This window comes from Candidatus Saccharibacteria bacterium (assembly GCA_012965045.1).
In the GTDB taxonomy this organism is placed as follows: Bacteria; Patescibacteriota; Saccharimonadia; order Saccharimonadales; family DTSZ01; genus DTSZ01.
Genome location: DTSZ01000001.1, coordinates 315487 through 330554, shown reverse-complemented (window position 1 = coordinate 330554; position 15068 = coordinate 315487). Strand labels below are relative to the sequence as shown.

Genomic DNA, 15068 nt, shown 5'->3' with positions numbered 1-15068 from the left:
ACACGAGTGCTAGTTGGGTATACAATAAGTAGCGTAAATGAGGGTATAATTTAACTATGTCACTATACGATTTTTCCCACCTTCACGATCGCCTGACTGACAATGCCAAAAAAGGCCTAAATAATGCCGACATGATCGCACGAGGATTTGGGAGTAGCTACATTGGTACGGAGCATTTGTTGCTTGGTGTCTTGAATCAAAAATCATCAATAGCTTCTAAAATACTTCTAAATGCTGGAGTAACTTATGATCGCGCTAAATTAGCGCTTAATTTAACGCCAAAAAGCCTACTAACGAACGCTGCGATTAAAGGTTTAAGCGCCACCGCTAAACTTACGCTTAAAATGAGCTGGAATATAGCTCAAGAATTCAACCAAGAGTTTTGCGGCACTGAGCATATACTCTACAGCCTTATTATGCAAAAGGACTCACGAGCGGCGAAACTGTTAGAAGACATGAACATCGATGTAAAAACGCTCCAAGGCGAGCTTGATGATTACCTGCAGTCGCAGTCATACGAATTTGGTGGTGCAACCCAGCGAAAAATACGCAAGAAAAGCAAGGGATCTACCCTGAACTTTTTTGGCACTGACTTAACGGCGCAAGCGGAGGCCGACGAGCTTGATCCCATGATTGGTCGTTCAAAACAGCTCAAGCGAATAACCACAATTTTAGCCCGCCGCACCAAAAACAATCCAGTACTAATCGGCGAGCCTGGCGTAGGTAAAACTGCCATTGTAGAGGGTTTGGCGCAAAAAATCGTTAGAGAAGACGTGCCAGAAAGTTTAATTGACACACGGATCATTATGTTGGATCTGGCCGGCATGATCGCTGGCACCAAATATAGAGGTGAGTTTGAAGAGCGTCTTAAACGAGTCATGAAAGAAATCACGCAAGAGAAAAATGTAATCCTGTTTATTGACGAGATGCACTTACTGGTGGGCGCTGGAGCAGCAGAGGGAGCCATTGATGCTGGCAACATTCTAAAACCAGCCTTAGCGCGCGGAAAAATCCGCGTTATAGGTGCGACAACCTTGAATGAATACAATAAATATATTGAAGGCGACACCGCATTAGAGCGGCGGTTCCAGCCGGTTATAGTCCCTGAAGCCTCATTGGATGAAACCGAGGATATATTACGAGGTCTTAAGAAACACTACGAGGAATTCCATGGTGTTGAAATTAAAGAGGACGTTATTGAAAGTTCAGCACGACTAGCCAAACGCTATGTTGCTGATAGGTTTATGCCCGACAAAGCAATTGATTTGATCGATGAAGCCGCCGCGCATGCCCGCATAGAGCGAGGCAGTATTCCCGCTAAACAACGCTCGTTGCAGCGGTCCTTAAAGCTATCTAATCGTCGCATGCAAGAAGCAGCAGAAGAAGGCGACTATGAGCGAGCTCATATTCATAAAACACGAGCTGCCCAGTTGGTGGAGAAAATTGACGCGCTTCGGGCAGAAAACAACCGTAAAAACCGGGTGATCATAACGAGTGATGATATTGCCGAAGTGATTTCTGATACCACGGGTATTCCATTGAAAAAACTGATTAAGAGTGAAGTAAAACACCTAATTAATTTAGAAAAACAACTAGCCAAACGCGTGGTTGGACAAAAAGAAGCAATTGGCCATGTTGCCAAAGCCATCCGTCGTAACCGATCGGGCATTTCTGACAAGCGACGCCCAATTGGATCGTTTGTGTTTATGGGGCCATCAGGTGTTGGTAAGACAGAGTTAGCCCGTGCACTAGCCGTAGAGCTTTTCGACAGCGAAGATGCTCTGATTAAAGTGGACATGAGCGAATTTAGCGAAAAACACACAGTGTCACGGTTGGTTGGAGCACCAGCTGGATATGTTGGCTATGGTGAGGGAGGGCAATTGACAGAAGCCGTTCGTCGCAAGCCATACAGTTTAATTTTGCTAGATGAAATCGAAAAAGCCCACACTGAAGTATTCAATATCCTCTTGCAGATCCTTGAAGATGGTCGTTTAACAGACGCAAAAGGTAAGTCGGTAGATTTTTCAAATACGCTTATTATCATGACTAGCAATGTTGGCGCCGTTCAACTTAAAAAAGAGGCTACGCTAGGCTTTCGGATTCAGAATAAAGACGAAGAAAAAGAGCTAGAAGAAGTACACGCCAAAACAACCGAAAAAGTCTTAGCTGATCTGAAAAGCTACATGCGTCCAGAGCTTATAAACCGTATAGACAAAATTGTCGTATTTAAAGCGTTAACCAAAAAACAAGCTCGCAAGATTCTCGACATTCAACTCGAAGAACTAGCTGAAAGACTCGGAGAGCAAAGCATAGGCTTAGCTGTGAGTGCGAAGGCTAAACGTAAGATTTTAGAAAAAGGCTACGACGCGGCTCACGGTGTGCGGCCACTGAGACGGGCAATTCAGGATATGATTGAGGATGCGTTAGCAACAAAAATCTTACTCGGCTCATTTAAGCCCGGCGAAGTCGTGTCAGTAGATGTTGCAAAAAAAGAACTAACCTTCACTGCCAGTAAAGAATAATCTGCGCTATACTAGCAGGTAATGGATCAAGTTAAAAAAGTACTAAAATATGGTGCGCTGTTTAGCTTCTTTGGATTTTTCCTATATGTAATGTTTAATCCCGTGCAAGTTAGATATGCGGTTTTTGATTGGTATCGACGCAATAACTTCGAGCCAACACAAGAAATTCAAGTCATTACAGATCGAATTCAGTTAACTGAAGCGGGTGAAAGCTTGTTTTATGCTACCCAACCGCAATTAATTACAGCCAGTGTTTTCTCGGACTTTTGTCCCTCAGCCGAAGAGTCAAATGTTTTAGGATGCTACAACCGTGACTTAACGTACATCCTAGATGTAAGTGAGCAAAGCTTAGAGCGGGTAGAAGACGTTACAGCAGTCCATGAATTACTACATGCAGTGTGGGCGCGACTTGATACAGAGGGCAAAGAAGAACTTGCAGATCGGCTAACTACTGTTTTTGAACAAACCAACGACGAACGATTGATTGAATTAATTCAAAGCTATCGGGCTTCTGACACCGGGGAGGACCCATTGTATATTGCGAACGAACTTCATTCCATTCTTGGGACAGAAGTAAGCGAACTTAATCCAGAGCTCGAGGAGCATTACGCACAGTTCTTGAATGACCGACAGGCAGTCGTAGACTTGTTTAATTCGTATAACGGCGAGTTTGAACGACGCGAGTCACGAATAGAAGAGTTACAGTCGAATATGGAGCAACTGCGAACCGATATTGATGAAGGAAATGCAACTATTGATGAGCTGAATCGTCAAAACGAAGACTTAGTTGCACGAATTAATAATTTGCGGGCTGCAGGCAAAGTTCAAGAGTCTAACGCGCTCGTACCCCAGCAAAACGCTTTAGTAGCTCGAATTCGGCTAGAGGTTAACAACGTCAATGAATTAATTGCCGAATTTAATAAAAGCGTAGAAGAAAACAACAACCTTGCCATTGAGCTGAACCAGCTAGTGGAATCGTTGGATTCTCGGGCTCAACAGTAATGGCTAAGTCAACCACTGCCTATGTCTGCGATTCGTGTGGCGACAGTTTTTCGCGGTGGTCTGGGAAGTGTTTGTCGTGCGGCGAATGGAATACGCTGAAGGAATTTAAAACCGCTCAAACTCATGCTAGCGGCGCAAAACGTTCGGTTGCAAAACTTGATCCCCAGAAAATTTCCAGTCATATTCAATCTTCTAAACAACGGCGCAAGGTTGGCATTGGTCCATTAGACGAAGTGCTTGGGGGTGGTTTGGTAAGTGGATCGGTGGTGTTGCTGGCTGGTGAACCGGGCATTGGTAAGTCAACCATTTTAATGCAGGTAAGTGGATTGCTGTCTAAGCAAGCCAAAGTCTTGTATATCAGCGCCGAAGAGTCAGCTGAGCAGGTTAGCCTGCGGGCAAAACGACTTGGCTACGATAACTCCGAGGTCTTGTTAGCATCCGAAACTAGCAGTGATGTAATAGCCGAAACGATTGCAGCCGGTACCTACGACGTTGTTATTGTTGATTCAATCCAAACTATTAGTGTCGATCGGTTACAGTCCAGCAGCGGAACTGCTAGCCAAATAACACAGTCGGCTCAACTGCTTACCCGAGTCGCTAAGCGAACCGATACAACCTTAATTATTGTTGGCCACGTCACTAAAGAAGGCACCATCGCCGGACCAAAACTTCTAGAACACCTAGTTGATGTTGTCTTAAACATTGAAGGCGATCGATTTGGCGGTTTTAAGGTGCTTCGAAGTGTAAAAAATAGATTCGGCTCAACTAACGAAATCGGCTTATTCGAAATGCAAAACGAAGGTTTAATACCGATCGAGAACCCCTCAGCAGCCCTGCTAAACGAGCGACAAGCAGGTGATGGCTCGGTCGTTCTGGCAACAATGGAAGGCACGCGTCCGCTGCTTGTGGAGGTTCAAGCATTAGTTAATACGACTAATTTTGGCTATCCCAAGCGTACCGCCAGTGGGATAGATTTAAATCGTCTTAATCTGTTGGTAGCTGTACTCAATAAACGCACTAAGCTCGATTTAAGCAATAAAGATGTGTTTGTAAATATTGTTGGCGGTTTAAAAATATCCGAACCGGCCGCAGACCTTGCTATTTGTATGGCAATTGCTTCAGCCAGCAAAGGTTTACAGCTAAAAAACGACGCCGTGGTATTTGGCGAAGTCGGCTTAAGCGGCGAAGTGCGGCGTGTTTCCAGTATTGAACGGCGGGTCAGCGAAGCAAAGAAACTTGGTTTTAAACGGGTGTTGGGTCCTAAAACAGGTAAAAAAATTACTAGTTATCATGAATTGTCTGATCTGCGCCAAGCATTAAATGAAAACTTAACATAAACAAAGGATACATATGATTACACTTATTGGGCTTGTTGTTGTTTTGCAACTAATAACCATTGTCGCAATTTCACAAAAGAATGGGCTATTTACGGCCAGCACCAGGCGCCGTGAGGCTTTATTGGACAGCTGTGTGCTTATTGACGGTAGAATTGCTGAACTTGTTAAGACAGGGTTTATTCCGGCCAATTTGGTAGTGCCGAAGTTTGTTGTTTTAGAACTGCAGTATTTAGCCGACGGTTCTAATAGTGAGAAACGTTCTCGAGCACGGCAAGCATTAGAATTAATATCGGACTTACAAGACAGCAAGCGAGCAAACATTTCAATTCTAGACAGCGACGTACCTAGTAAAGAAGTGGACATGAAACTAATCGAACTGGCAAAAAAACGGGGTAGCGGCATCGTAACCTTGGACTTTAATCTCATAAAAGTCGCTCAAATTGAAGAAGTTGAAGTATTTAATATTAATGAGCTAGTACAGGCGCTACGGCCCCATCATTTAGTTGGTGAGCAGTTAGAGCTAAAGATAAGTCAAAAAGGCGCGGAGAGGGGTCAAGGCGTTGGCTATACCGCGGATGGCACCATGATTGTAGTCAACAACGTCGGCCGGTCAATCGGCAAAGTTGTACACGTAGAGGTTATAAAAAACATTCAGACGGCGTCTGGTCGGTTGGTTTTTGCAAAAAAACTCAGCAAACCAGCTAGCAAAAAGAGCTCTAAATAAACTTAGTTTTGCGTGAATGCTAGCGTGAAGCTGGTTGCGAGCAAGTCTTGGGCGCCATTTTTTTCATAGGCTTCGACATACCACTCATAGTTTCCGGACAGTAACGATTCGGAATGAGTGTTGCCATTATTCACTATCTGGCTACCTGAAAGCGACGGGATGCTGGTATGGTTCCACACTACCTTATAGCTATCGGCGTCTGGGTGCGGGTCCCAGACAAAGTTAACAGTGCCACTATTGCTGCCGCCGTCTGGTGATATGGCTGCAAAATTACCATTTCCGTTATTGGCAGCGACGGTCACTTTTTCGTTATCACTACTTTGATATAATCCTTCGTCGGTCACAACTACTTCGATTGTGTGATTGCCTTCACTCAGATCGAATGATTTAGAGTACGAGCCACCGCTGGTAATACCAGTAGCACCGCCGGCAATTATCTGGCCATCAACCTTGTAGTCGAGGTTTGTTAGTGGGAACTTGCCTTTTGTAACCGTGACATCAACGGTGTAGGTATTTCCGCTATTGCTTACGTTATCGATACTTACCACAGGCTTCGCGTCACTACAGCTATGAACATCGTCATTGCTGGTTGGTTTACTAGCTATGCCAGAGCCGGAGCCACCATATCGTGCTTGCACTGGAGCATTCCAGCGCCGGTAGGACGGGTCAGATGCAGGTATTTCGGCGCTCACACCACCGACGCGAACTTCTTGTTTTGCAAGCTCAGGAGTACACTCAGTCGCTAATTTTCCAGATACTGTGTCAATTACAAATGGGTCGCCACTAACCGCTTCTGCTGGCTTATACCAGCTTGGGAATATATCGGTCACAGTGCCGTTGCTACTGCCCTCTAATGGTAGGCGGCCAGTTATTCTATCAAGCGTTACTGTCTTAATACCATCAGGCCGTTCAAAGTCTGGAGTTTTGTCTTTGTAGTCAGATAAGTCATGAGCAGCTGTCATAAAGTCATCCCAGATTCTGGCTGGCTGGACTGCAGATGAAGCACCGGTTCGCAGTGGAATATTTTCCGAATGACCCACCCAAACACCAGCGGCGATTCGAGTTGAGTAGCCGACTGTCCAAATGTCGCGAGCATCGTTTGTTGTCCCAGTTTTAACAGCTGTTTGTATGCCTGGCACAATAAGGTTGTTACCGCGGGTTGATCCAGGCGCTGCAAAGATACCAGCTCGGGCTGGGCCGTCTGCTAGCATGTCAGAAATAATATAGGCAATTTGGGGATCAACTACTTGCTCACCTTCGCTGTCTTGCCATTCCTCAAGGACCTCACCGATTGAGTTTGTTACTTTTAAGATGTAGGTTTGTTCTTTATAAACACCCTTGTTGGCATAGACTGAAAATCCATGAACGTGTTCGGCAGGAAGTACGTCTGCTGCTCCAAGTGCTAATGCCAGGCCGAAATTACTTTCGTCACCATTAATGCTGACACCTTGTTTTTCTACTTGATCAATTACATTGCCGATACCAGCTATATATAGTGCTTTAATTGCTGGTATGTTTCGCGATCCACCAAGATGAGCACGAGCAGTATTTGCCCCCTTAAAACCACCATCGAAGTTTTTCGGTTTGTAGTTGCCGCCAAAGTCGGTCGCTAAATCATAATAAATTGTGCCGGCACCTTGGTTGCTCTCCATAGCTTTTGCATATTCATACGGTTTAAAGCTAGAACCTGGTTGCTGACGAGACAAAGCGGCGTTGAACGTACCGAATTCAGGGTGAGTAAAGTCACGACTACCAACTTGTGCAATGACCTGGCCAGTTGCGGGGTCAGTAGCGGACAGGGCGGCGTTATTACCGCCAATGGCGTCCACTGCGGCAATATTGTCAGCAATAGCTTTTTCAGCTGCTTCTTGGAGTTTCATGTCGACAGTTGTAATCACCGTCAAGCCGCCCTTGGCGAGTGTGTCAGAACCGTAGCGGTCTTCTAGCTGACGCTGGGCTTCTAAGACAAAGTGTGGAGCTTTAATGTCGGTTAGCTCACGGCCTTTGCTGCCAACTTTTGCGAGAGTGTCGGTTTCTTTCGATGCTTGGGCCTCTTCGGCAGTGATGTAGCCTTGTTCTTGCATTAAATCAATAACAAAATCACGACGAGCTATTAGTTCTTCTGTATTTTCACCATATGGCGAGAAGAACGTCGGGCGCTGAATCATGGCTGCTAATACAGCAGCTTCATCAATTGTTAGTTCGCTGGAATCTTTAGCGAAGTAGTTATTGGCCGCCGATTGAATTCCGTAGGACGTACCGCCATAGGGAACCTCGTTTAAGTAAAAGCCAAGAATTTCATCTTTGGTGTAAATACGCTCCAGTTCAAGCGACAAAATAGCCTCTTTAATTTTTCGTTCGTAGGTTTTTTCACGCGAGAGGAGCGAGTTTTTAACAAATTGCTGAGTAATTGTCGACCCACCAACTTGGGTGTCGCTGGTAAAGTTTTGAATCGCCGAACGCACAATGCCAGAGATACTAATACCATTGTGGTCATAGAAGTTTTTATCTTCAATGGCGATAGTTGCTTGCTTGGCGTAGTCAGAAATTTCGTCGAACTCTACAACCGTTCGGTTTTCGTCACCGTATACCTCATAGAGCAATACTTGACCGGTTCGGTCGTAGAATTTGGTAGTTTGTTCTATTAGTCGACGACTAATTTCTTCTGGTGGAGGTAATTCGCGCGAGTAATAGGCGTATAAACCAACTAATAATATAAAGAAGCTCGCGATACCCAACATGCCAAACTTAAAAGCTGTTCTAAGTCCGTGCCTAGAGAACCAGAATTTAAATTGTCGTTTAGGGTGTAGGCGCCAAAAAAAGCGCTTTACTTTACCTTTCGGGGCGTCTTTGTAGAACTCTTTCTGCCATTTTGATTGTTTCTTTTTGTTAACACCTTTTTTAAGCCGGTCTTTTTTAGCTTTACCGTGGACTGACTTCAGTTTGCCGCTGGTGTCTTTAGCTTCTGGACTGGCGCTTGGTTTTCTAAATATATCCCGGACTTTTCGAAACATATAGGTTATATTCCGTTCGCCCTTTTTAGGTTTTCGAACACTAGTTTTTTTAGCCATATGTAATTAAACAACCTCTATCAATGTAACTGAGTCAGTATAGCAAAAATAAGCATAAAGGTGCAGTTTTTACTGTCTATTTTCAGAAGATATATTAAGATGGAGGTATGACAAATACTATGACCCTTTCAGAAGAGCTAGAGTGGCGCGGTTTTAAAAATCAGACTACGTTTAGTGATTCACAGCAACTTGATGAGCAAAAACGTACATTTTACTGGGGTGTAGACCCAAGTGCCGCATCGATGACTATTGGAAACTTGGCAGCCGGAATGATGGCTCGCTGCTTTATGCAGCACGGCTATGAAGCAATATTATTGGTTGGCGGAGCAACTGGTATGATCGGTGACCCCGATGGCAAAAAACAAGAACGGAACCTTCTCACCCTTGAAGATATCCGCCACAATAAAGAATCTATTGCCAAGCAGTATTCGACAATTTTTTCAGGTATGGATTTTAAACTCGTCGACAATTACGACTGGTTTAAAGACATAAACTATCTGGAATTTTTGCGCGATATTGGCAAACACGTATCAATGACCCAAATGCTCGACCGCGAATTTGTCCAAAGTCGTATCGGCGAAGGCGGCGCCGGGATTAGTTACGCTGAATTTAGCTACTCGCTTATTCAAGGCTATGATTTTTTGCATCTTTTTAAAGAACACGGCGCAACGCTGCAGCTCAGCGGGGCTGACCAATGGGGAAACAGTATTAGCGGCGTCAATTTAATTAGTCGGATCGAAGGCGGCGAAGCTCACGTTTGGACGGCGCCATTAGTCGTCAATAAAGGTACCGGAGTTAAATTTGGTAAGAGCGAGGCTGGAGCAGTATGGCTTGACCCAGGGCTGACATCAGTTTTTGATTTTTATCAATTTTGGCTTAATGCCGACGATCTTGGTGTTGGTGATTACATTAAAATCTATACGCTTATTCAGCCAAAAGAGTTTGAGAATCTAATAAACGAATTTGAGCAAAACCCACGTGACCGTGCTGCTCAAAAATATCTAGCCTATGAAGTAACAAAAATAGTTCATGGCCAAAAAAATGCCGAGGCTGCCAAGAATGCAACCGACAGTTTGTATTCTGGCAATCAACCAAGCGAAGATGGGTTTAAGCTACTACAACAACAACTTCCAGCCAGCAGTGAAGCAAATCTTGCTGACTTTTTAGTCGCTACTGAGCTTGCCAGTTCGAAATCAGAAGCCCGGCGATTCATAGAAGCTGGCGCAGTAAGCATAAATGGCCAAAAAGCTACAGAAGTATCTGAAATAGAGTCTAAATATTCGATTATTAAACGTGGCAAAAATAAGTTCGCACTGTTTGCGTAATGAAGTTACACACTGCAGTTAGCGAGCTGTCTGGCGTCGGCGAGGCAACAGCTAAAGCGTTAAAAAAACTTGGTATCGTCACCATCGGTGACTTGCTGTTTTATATCCCCAGAGACTACAAAGACTTTTCGAATCTAACCACAATTAAAACAATGAAACCGGGAGTAGTGTCGTTGCAAGGTCAATTTACCTCTGTTAAGGCTCGCTATGCACGTCGCGGACTACACATAACAACAGCAACGTTCACCGACAAATCGGGTGAATTTCCTATTACGTGGTTTAACCAGAGTTGGCGCAAAGACTCGTTGCCAATCAACAACAACGTTTTAGTAAGCGGTGAATTGAAATTATCAGGTAATAAATTTTCGATTATAAATCCAGCAGTTGAGTTGCTGTCCGATGTGCAGCTGCATACTGGTCGGATTGTTCCGGTGTATAAACAGTCGGCTAGTCTTAAAACTCCAAAACTTAGAAAACTCATTCATGCCGCACTGCAGACCGTTAATGCAGGAGCCTACGCCCCGCCTGCATTGCTTAACATTGATGCCATGCATCAGCTTGAGCAAATTCATTTTCCAAACAATCAAGAAAGCCTAACCAATGCAATTACTTCGTGGCAGTTTTTAGATTTGTATGATCAAGTTTTACTCGGCTATTTGCTTCGAAACAGGCTAAAACAACTACAAAGCTATAGGTGCGATATCGCGGACATCAAGTTGAAGCAGTTCGCCGACACCATTGGTTTTACATTGACAGATGCCCAGCGTAAGGCGGCGTGGGAGATTATTACTGACATTAAAACCGAGTCACCTATGAACCGGCTGCTGCAAGGAGATGTTGGCAGTGGTAAAACAGTAGTTGCATTATTTGCAGCTTATGCTGCGTTGGAGTCGGGCTATCAGGTGGCAATTGTCGCGCCAACAGAAATAGTTGCAAAACAGCATTTAGAATCGGCCCAAGAATTATTGAGTGATTTTAAGCCTAAACTACTCAGCTCATCGTTGAGCGTTCGGCAAAAAACACTGATCAAAAACAAGTTGGCAGACGGATCACAGCGAATCGTCGTAGGCACCCATGCACTGCTACAGCCAGATGTCTCGTTTAAGAAACTTGCATTGGTTGTGCTGGACGAGCAGCATCGATTTGGTGTTAAGCAACGCACCCAGCTGTCAAGGCAAGACGGCAGTGTCCCGCACGTGTTGAGCATGACAGCAACGCCAATTCCTCGGACGCTGGCGTTGACTGTATTTGCAGATTTAGACATATCGGTTTTAGATGAACTACCGCCGGGACGGAAGCCAGTCAAAACTACTGTTGGCGGGCCTCGATACAGGAAGCAAGCGTACACAACAATGTCAAACGAGCTCCAAAAAGGTCATCAAGTTTATGTGGTCTGCCCGCTCATATCAGAATCTGACGTTCTTGGTGTTACGTCAGTCGAACAAGAGGTAGCTAAGATTAAAAAACAGTTTCCTAACAACAGCGTTGCATCTTTGCATGGTCAATTGTCGACGGAAGACAAAGACGCAATAATTGATGATTTTAAAGCCAAGAACGTCGACATTTTAGTTGCCACAACGGTTGTAGAGGTCGGTGTGAATATTAAAAATGCCACCGTAATGTTGATTGAAGGTGCTGAGCGCTTTGGTCTTGCTCAATTGCATCAATTACGGGGTCGTGTTGGTAGAGCCAGCACGCAAGCGTATGCTATTGCGCTAACTACAAAGACTGGCCAAGCAGCTGACAGGCTTAAGTCGTTTGTGGGCACAACCAACGGCTTTGTCCTTGCCGAACAAGACTTGCAGCAGCGTGGCAGCGGTGATTTGTACGGATTGCGCCAGTCTGGATTTATTGATCTAGATATAGGCGTGTTAAGTAATACAAAATTAATCTCTAAAGCTCGTAGTCTCGCAAAAAAATTTACAGAAAGCTATACTGTAAAAGACTACGAATTATTACAATTCCGACTGGATCGAATACAACATAGAGCTAAACGAAATTAAGAGGATTATTAACAGTGTACGCAGGTTTTTATTTAGGCACGCGGTCTGCAACCTGGCTAGGGACGCATCAAAAGTTCAATCGGTCGGCGTATCGGGCGCTTCGACAACATTTTAACCATCACTTAAACCGCGTGGAAGCAGCTAAGGAATTTTCGAAATTTCCAACGTTAAAGAATATTCAGCATTTTGAGGGAGAATTTGGGCCAGACTCGATAAAATCAAAAACCCCCGGTCAAAACGAGCCGTGGCATTACCTAGACCCTTTTAATGGTAGCGACACCCAGTTAATCGAACTGATTGAAAATCACATAGAAAATCTAGCTATAGCTTTAAGAAAGCGCGACGAAGAAAAAGCTGCGTTTGAAGCCAGCTGGCTTGCCCACGCTGTAGTAGACGGCTTAACGCCGGCTCACCACTACCCCTACGAAGAAGAATTAGAACAAATCCGCGGCGAGGGTAAAGAAACCCGTAATTCGAAAAAGAAAAAAATGTTTATTAAGGGTTCTGGGATGCGTGACACCTTATGGCGCAACTGGTTGGTCATTGGTGCTCGCGGGGTACTAACAACCCATTTAATGTTCGAAATGAACATTACGGCTGCCTTAATTACTCATCGTATTCGCGGAGGGTCGCCAAGTGATGTTGAGCTAGAAGTCGCCCATAAACAGGGTTATGCCAAGTTTTTCAGAATGTATGCACAGCAAATAGCTCGATTAAATATGTACGGAGCGTTTATCGACCATGGCTGGAGTCGAACTTTACATAAGAAAGTTCGTCATCATTTAGCGCCAGCAATTACGCGAGCAGTTGCTTTAGCTTGGCTAACAGCGATAGAAAAATCAAAGGAACCAGCATGAGAATCGCCGGGGGCTATTTGGGCGGCAGACTTTTTGATGCTCCGGCAAGTTATAAAACACATCCTATGAGCCAACAAATCAGAAACGCTCTTTTTAATTCACTCGGGAACGTATCTGGCTTAACTGTGCTAGATGCCTATGCAGGTAGCGGCGCGGTATCATTTGAAGCAGCTAGTCGCGGTGCTCATAAAATTTATGCTATCGAAAGAGATCCGAAGGTTTTTAAGACGCTCAAGGACAACAGAGACAAATTAGATCTTGAAGAAACCGTAGAAGTTTCTCGTGCAAACTGTTCAATTTGGGTAAAGCAACAACACATAGAATTCGATTTAATTATTGCAGACCCGCCCTATGACCATATATCAGAAAAACAGCTTAATACGCTTGCTAAATACTTGAAGGGTGGTGGTTTGTTTGTGCTTTCTCATGGCACGGAAGACAAGTTAAAAATAAAAGGACTAAAAAAGGATTCATCAAATCGCTTTGGCAATGCAACTTTGAGTTTTTTCAAAAACTAAAAACTGATAATATATTGCGAGCGTAGGCGAGTAGTGGAGTTGGCTGACGTACAAGCTTTTAGAATTTGTTACTCGCAAGCGTGAAGGTGAAAAGTGCCAGTGGCACTTTGCAAGGAAACCTTCCGATAAAAACTAGTTTTTAATCGCGAAGTTTCGGGGTCGCCGAAGGTGACCAAGTCCGTTATAATTTATTCTTGAACCTTTAAAAATTTATATCGTGGGCGAGTGGTGGAATTGGTAGACACGCTAGTCTTAGGAACTAGTGCCGCAAGGCGTGAAGGTTCAAGTCCTTTCTCGCCCACCAAATTAAAGATGACCCAAATGGGTCTTTTTTAATTTGGTGAGGATAAGTATGTCTTGAACCTTCGTGAAGGTGAGCCATGCTGGCAGCATGGCGCAAGGAAATAAACTCTTTGGAGGCTATGCTTCCAAAGATGTTTTTTCGGGGTCGCGGAACGTGACCAAGTCCTATCTCGCCCACCATAAAAAATGAGCTTCTTCATGAGGTTCATTTTTTAATTCTGAGTCAGGACTTGAACCGAGAGGCGTACCAGTACCTGATGGTACCGGTACATTTTCTTTGCTTGGCCAACGAGCATTTGCGAAGCAAATGTTGCCGAGTAGCAAAACAATAATACGGTCCTTTCCTGCCTACCGGCAGGCAGGCTCGCCCACTAGAAATCATTAATATAGCAAAGTAAGTACTGCTGTATGGATGGTAGTCTGTATAATATAAAATCATGCAAGCTATAGAACATAGAGTAGTCTCTATTCATCAAGATACAGCACAATGTATGCAAACAGCAGCTGCTCAATTATTATCTTTTTTCGACCCAAAGATTACAGTAGATCAAGTTATTAAAGAAGTACCAGTTTATGAAGAAAACGGTGAGAAAATAGGCACATCGCCTGGTCACTTAGCTGCCTATTTTCCAGCACAAGGTTACGGAACAATTTCTTATATTTTCGATACTGAACTTTTCGACAGATCGTGGGGTAGTTTGTCAGCTAAGGAGGTAGTTGAAAATTTAAAACTACGGCAAAGACACATACCAGAAAATTCATGGTTGAGCAGATACCATAAAGTTTTGGTCGATGGCTGGGAGCTCTACGTAGCCAAGGGTGGTTCGTTCGAATTTCAGAATTTAAACACAAAACTACTCCATAGTCTTCTTGTAGATTCACCCATTTTTGTAACTCTAAACTCTACCTACTTGAATCAAGAATCCAAACAACTCTACGATCAAGAAACCGATAAATTTCAGCCGGATCCAATACGCGGAAGGTCATTAACCCACGGGGTTACTTGTACTGGCTATAAAGACGGAGATTTTCTTATCATTGATCCCGATCCGCCAGTAAATCAAGAACAGCGTAGGTGGGTGCAAAGCGATCATTTAATAGCCTCAATCATGGCGGCGCAGACTGAGTCAGACAATTTCTTAGTTAAGATTTCAAAATAAAAACGCCCCCGTTCCGCGGAAGAACAAGGGCTGTTTTTAGCTTAATTATTCAGTAGTAACGTACAAACGCGATCGGCTGTACAGGCTAATCATGCTTGAGCGGCGTTCCGCTAACGCTGCCACTCATTACTATTACCTCTTTCGTCTAAGCAAACAAGAATTCCTTATCGAGGTAAAAGTCTACTCAAGTCTATGGGCATAGAGTCTCGAATAGCTCCTGAATGATGGAAATGTACGTGCCTACTT

Annotated in this window: 10 protein-coding genes and 1 tRNA gene; 10 read left to right on the top strand and 1 reads right to left on the bottom strand. The window is 44.2% G+C overall.

The genetic code is table 11. The features are described from left to right. Positions 1 to 56 precede the first annotated feature (56 nt). From EYO12_01710 to EYO12_01695, 4 genes are read left to right on the top strand one after another with little or no spacing between them, the layout of a single operon-like run. Positions 57 to 2522 carry an ATP-dependent Clp protease ATP-binding subunit gene (locus tag EYO12_01710; protein HIA91815.1) on the top strand — a complete coding sequence of 822 codons (2466 nt, stop codon included), beginning with the start codon at positions 57 to 59 and terminating at the stop codon, positions 2520 to 2522. Between the two features lie 21 nt (positions 2523 to 2543). After that, the gene (locus tag EYO12_01705; GenBank protein HIA91814.1) at positions 2544 to 3524 is read left to right on the top strand and encodes a hypothetical protein; all 981 of its coding nucleotides are present in this window, start codon (positions 2544 to 2546) and stop codon (positions 3522 to 3524) included. Next, positions 3524 to 4861, top strand: a complete 1338-nt coding sequence (gene radA, locus EYO12_01700; GenBank protein HIA91813.1) for a DNA repair protein RadA — start codon at positions 3524 to 3526, stop codon at positions 4859 to 4861. Before EYO12_01705 ends, radA begins: the two co-directional genes overlap by 1 nt. Positions 4862 to 4874: 13 nt before the next feature. Then, positions 4875 to 5585, top strand: coding sequence for a TRAM domain-containing protein (locus EYO12_01695; GenBank protein ID HIA91812.1), 711 nt, complete (start codon positions 4875 to 4877; stop codon positions 5583 to 5585). A 2-nt stretch (positions 5586 to 5587) separates the two neighbouring features. Here EYO12_01695 and EYO12_01690 read toward each other — a convergent pair whose 3' ends face one another. Further along, positions 5588 to 8656 carry a hypothetical protein gene (locus tag EYO12_01690; GenBank protein HIA91811.1) on the bottom strand — a complete coding sequence of 1023 codons (3069 nt, stop codon included), beginning with the start codon at positions 8654 to 8656 and terminating at the stop codon, positions 5588 to 5590. 107 nt (positions 8657 to 8763) lie between these two features. On the opposite strand from EYO12_01690, the gene EYO12_01685 reads away from it, so the two are divergent. From EYO12_01685 to EYO12_01660, 6 genes are all read left to right on the top strand, one after another. Then, the gene (locus EYO12_01685) at positions 8764 to 9981 is read left to right on the top strand and encodes a tyrosine--tRNA ligase (GenBank protein ID HIA91810.1); all 1218 of its coding nucleotides are present in this window, start codon (positions 8764 to 8766) and stop codon (positions 9979 to 9981) included. Next, entirely contained in the window at positions 9981 to 11984 is a 2004-nt protein-coding gene (recG, locus tag EYO12_01680) for an ATP-dependent DNA helicase RecG (GenBank protein HIA91809.1), read from the top strand. The genes EYO12_01685 and recG overlap by 1 nt, the downstream gene beginning before the upstream one ends. Positions 11985 to 11998: 14 nt before the next feature. Next, the gene (locus EYO12_01675; protein ID HIA91808.1) at positions 11999 to 12841 is read left to right on the top strand and encodes a hypothetical protein; all 843 of its coding nucleotides are present in this window, start codon (positions 11999 to 12001) and stop codon (positions 12839 to 12841) included. After that, on the top strand, positions 12802 to 13359 hold the full coding sequence (locus tag EYO12_01670) for a methyltransferase domain-containing protein (GenBank protein HIA91807.1): 558 nt from the start codon (positions 12802 to 12804) through the stop codon (positions 13357 to 13359). Before EYO12_01675 ends, EYO12_01670 begins: the two co-directional genes overlap by 40 nt. Before the next feature lie 219 nt (positions 13360 to 13578). Beyond that, positions 13579 to 13663 (top strand) — tRNA-Leu (locus EYO12_01665). Positions 13664 to 14099: 436 nt separating this feature from the next. Further along, on the top strand, positions 14100 to 14822 hold the full coding sequence (locus tag EYO12_01660; protein HIA91806.1) for a hypothetical protein: 723 nt from the start codon (positions 14100 to 14102) through the stop codon (positions 14820 to 14822). Positions 14823 to 15068 lie beyond the last annotated feature (246 nt).

Bases quoted from the DNA above. Each gene is read 5' to 3' on its own strand.
- EYO12_01695 (HIA91812.1), top strand. From the start codon at position 4,875: ATGATTACACTTATTGGGCTTGTTGTTGTTTTGCAACTAATAACCATT.
- EYO12_01705 (HIA91814.1), top strand. From the start codon at position 2,544: ATGGATCAAGTTAAAAAAGTACTAAAATATGGTGCGCTGTTTAGCTTC.
- recG (HIA91809.1), top strand. From the start codon at position 9,981: ATGAAGTTACACACTGCAGTTAGCGAGCTGTCTGGCGTCGGCGAGGCA.
- EYO12_01710 (HIA91815.1), top strand. From the start codon at position 57: ATGTCACTATACGATTTTTCCCACCTTCACGATCGCCTGACTGACAAT.
- radA (HIA91813.1), top strand. From the start codon at position 3,524: ATGGCTAAGTCAACCACTGCCTATGTCTGCGATTCGTGTGGCGACAGT.
- EYO12_01690 (HIA91811.1), bottom strand. From the start codon at position 8,656: ATGGCTAAAAAAACTAGTGTTCGAAAACCTAAAAAGGGCGAACGGAAT.
- EYO12_01660 (HIA91806.1), top strand. From the start codon at position 14,100: ATGCAAGCTATAGAACATAGAGTAGTCTCTATTCATCAAGATACAGCA.
- EYO12_01685 (HIA91810.1), top strand. From the start codon at position 8,764: ATGACAAATACTATGACCCTTTCAGAAGAGCTAGAGTGGCGCGGTTTT.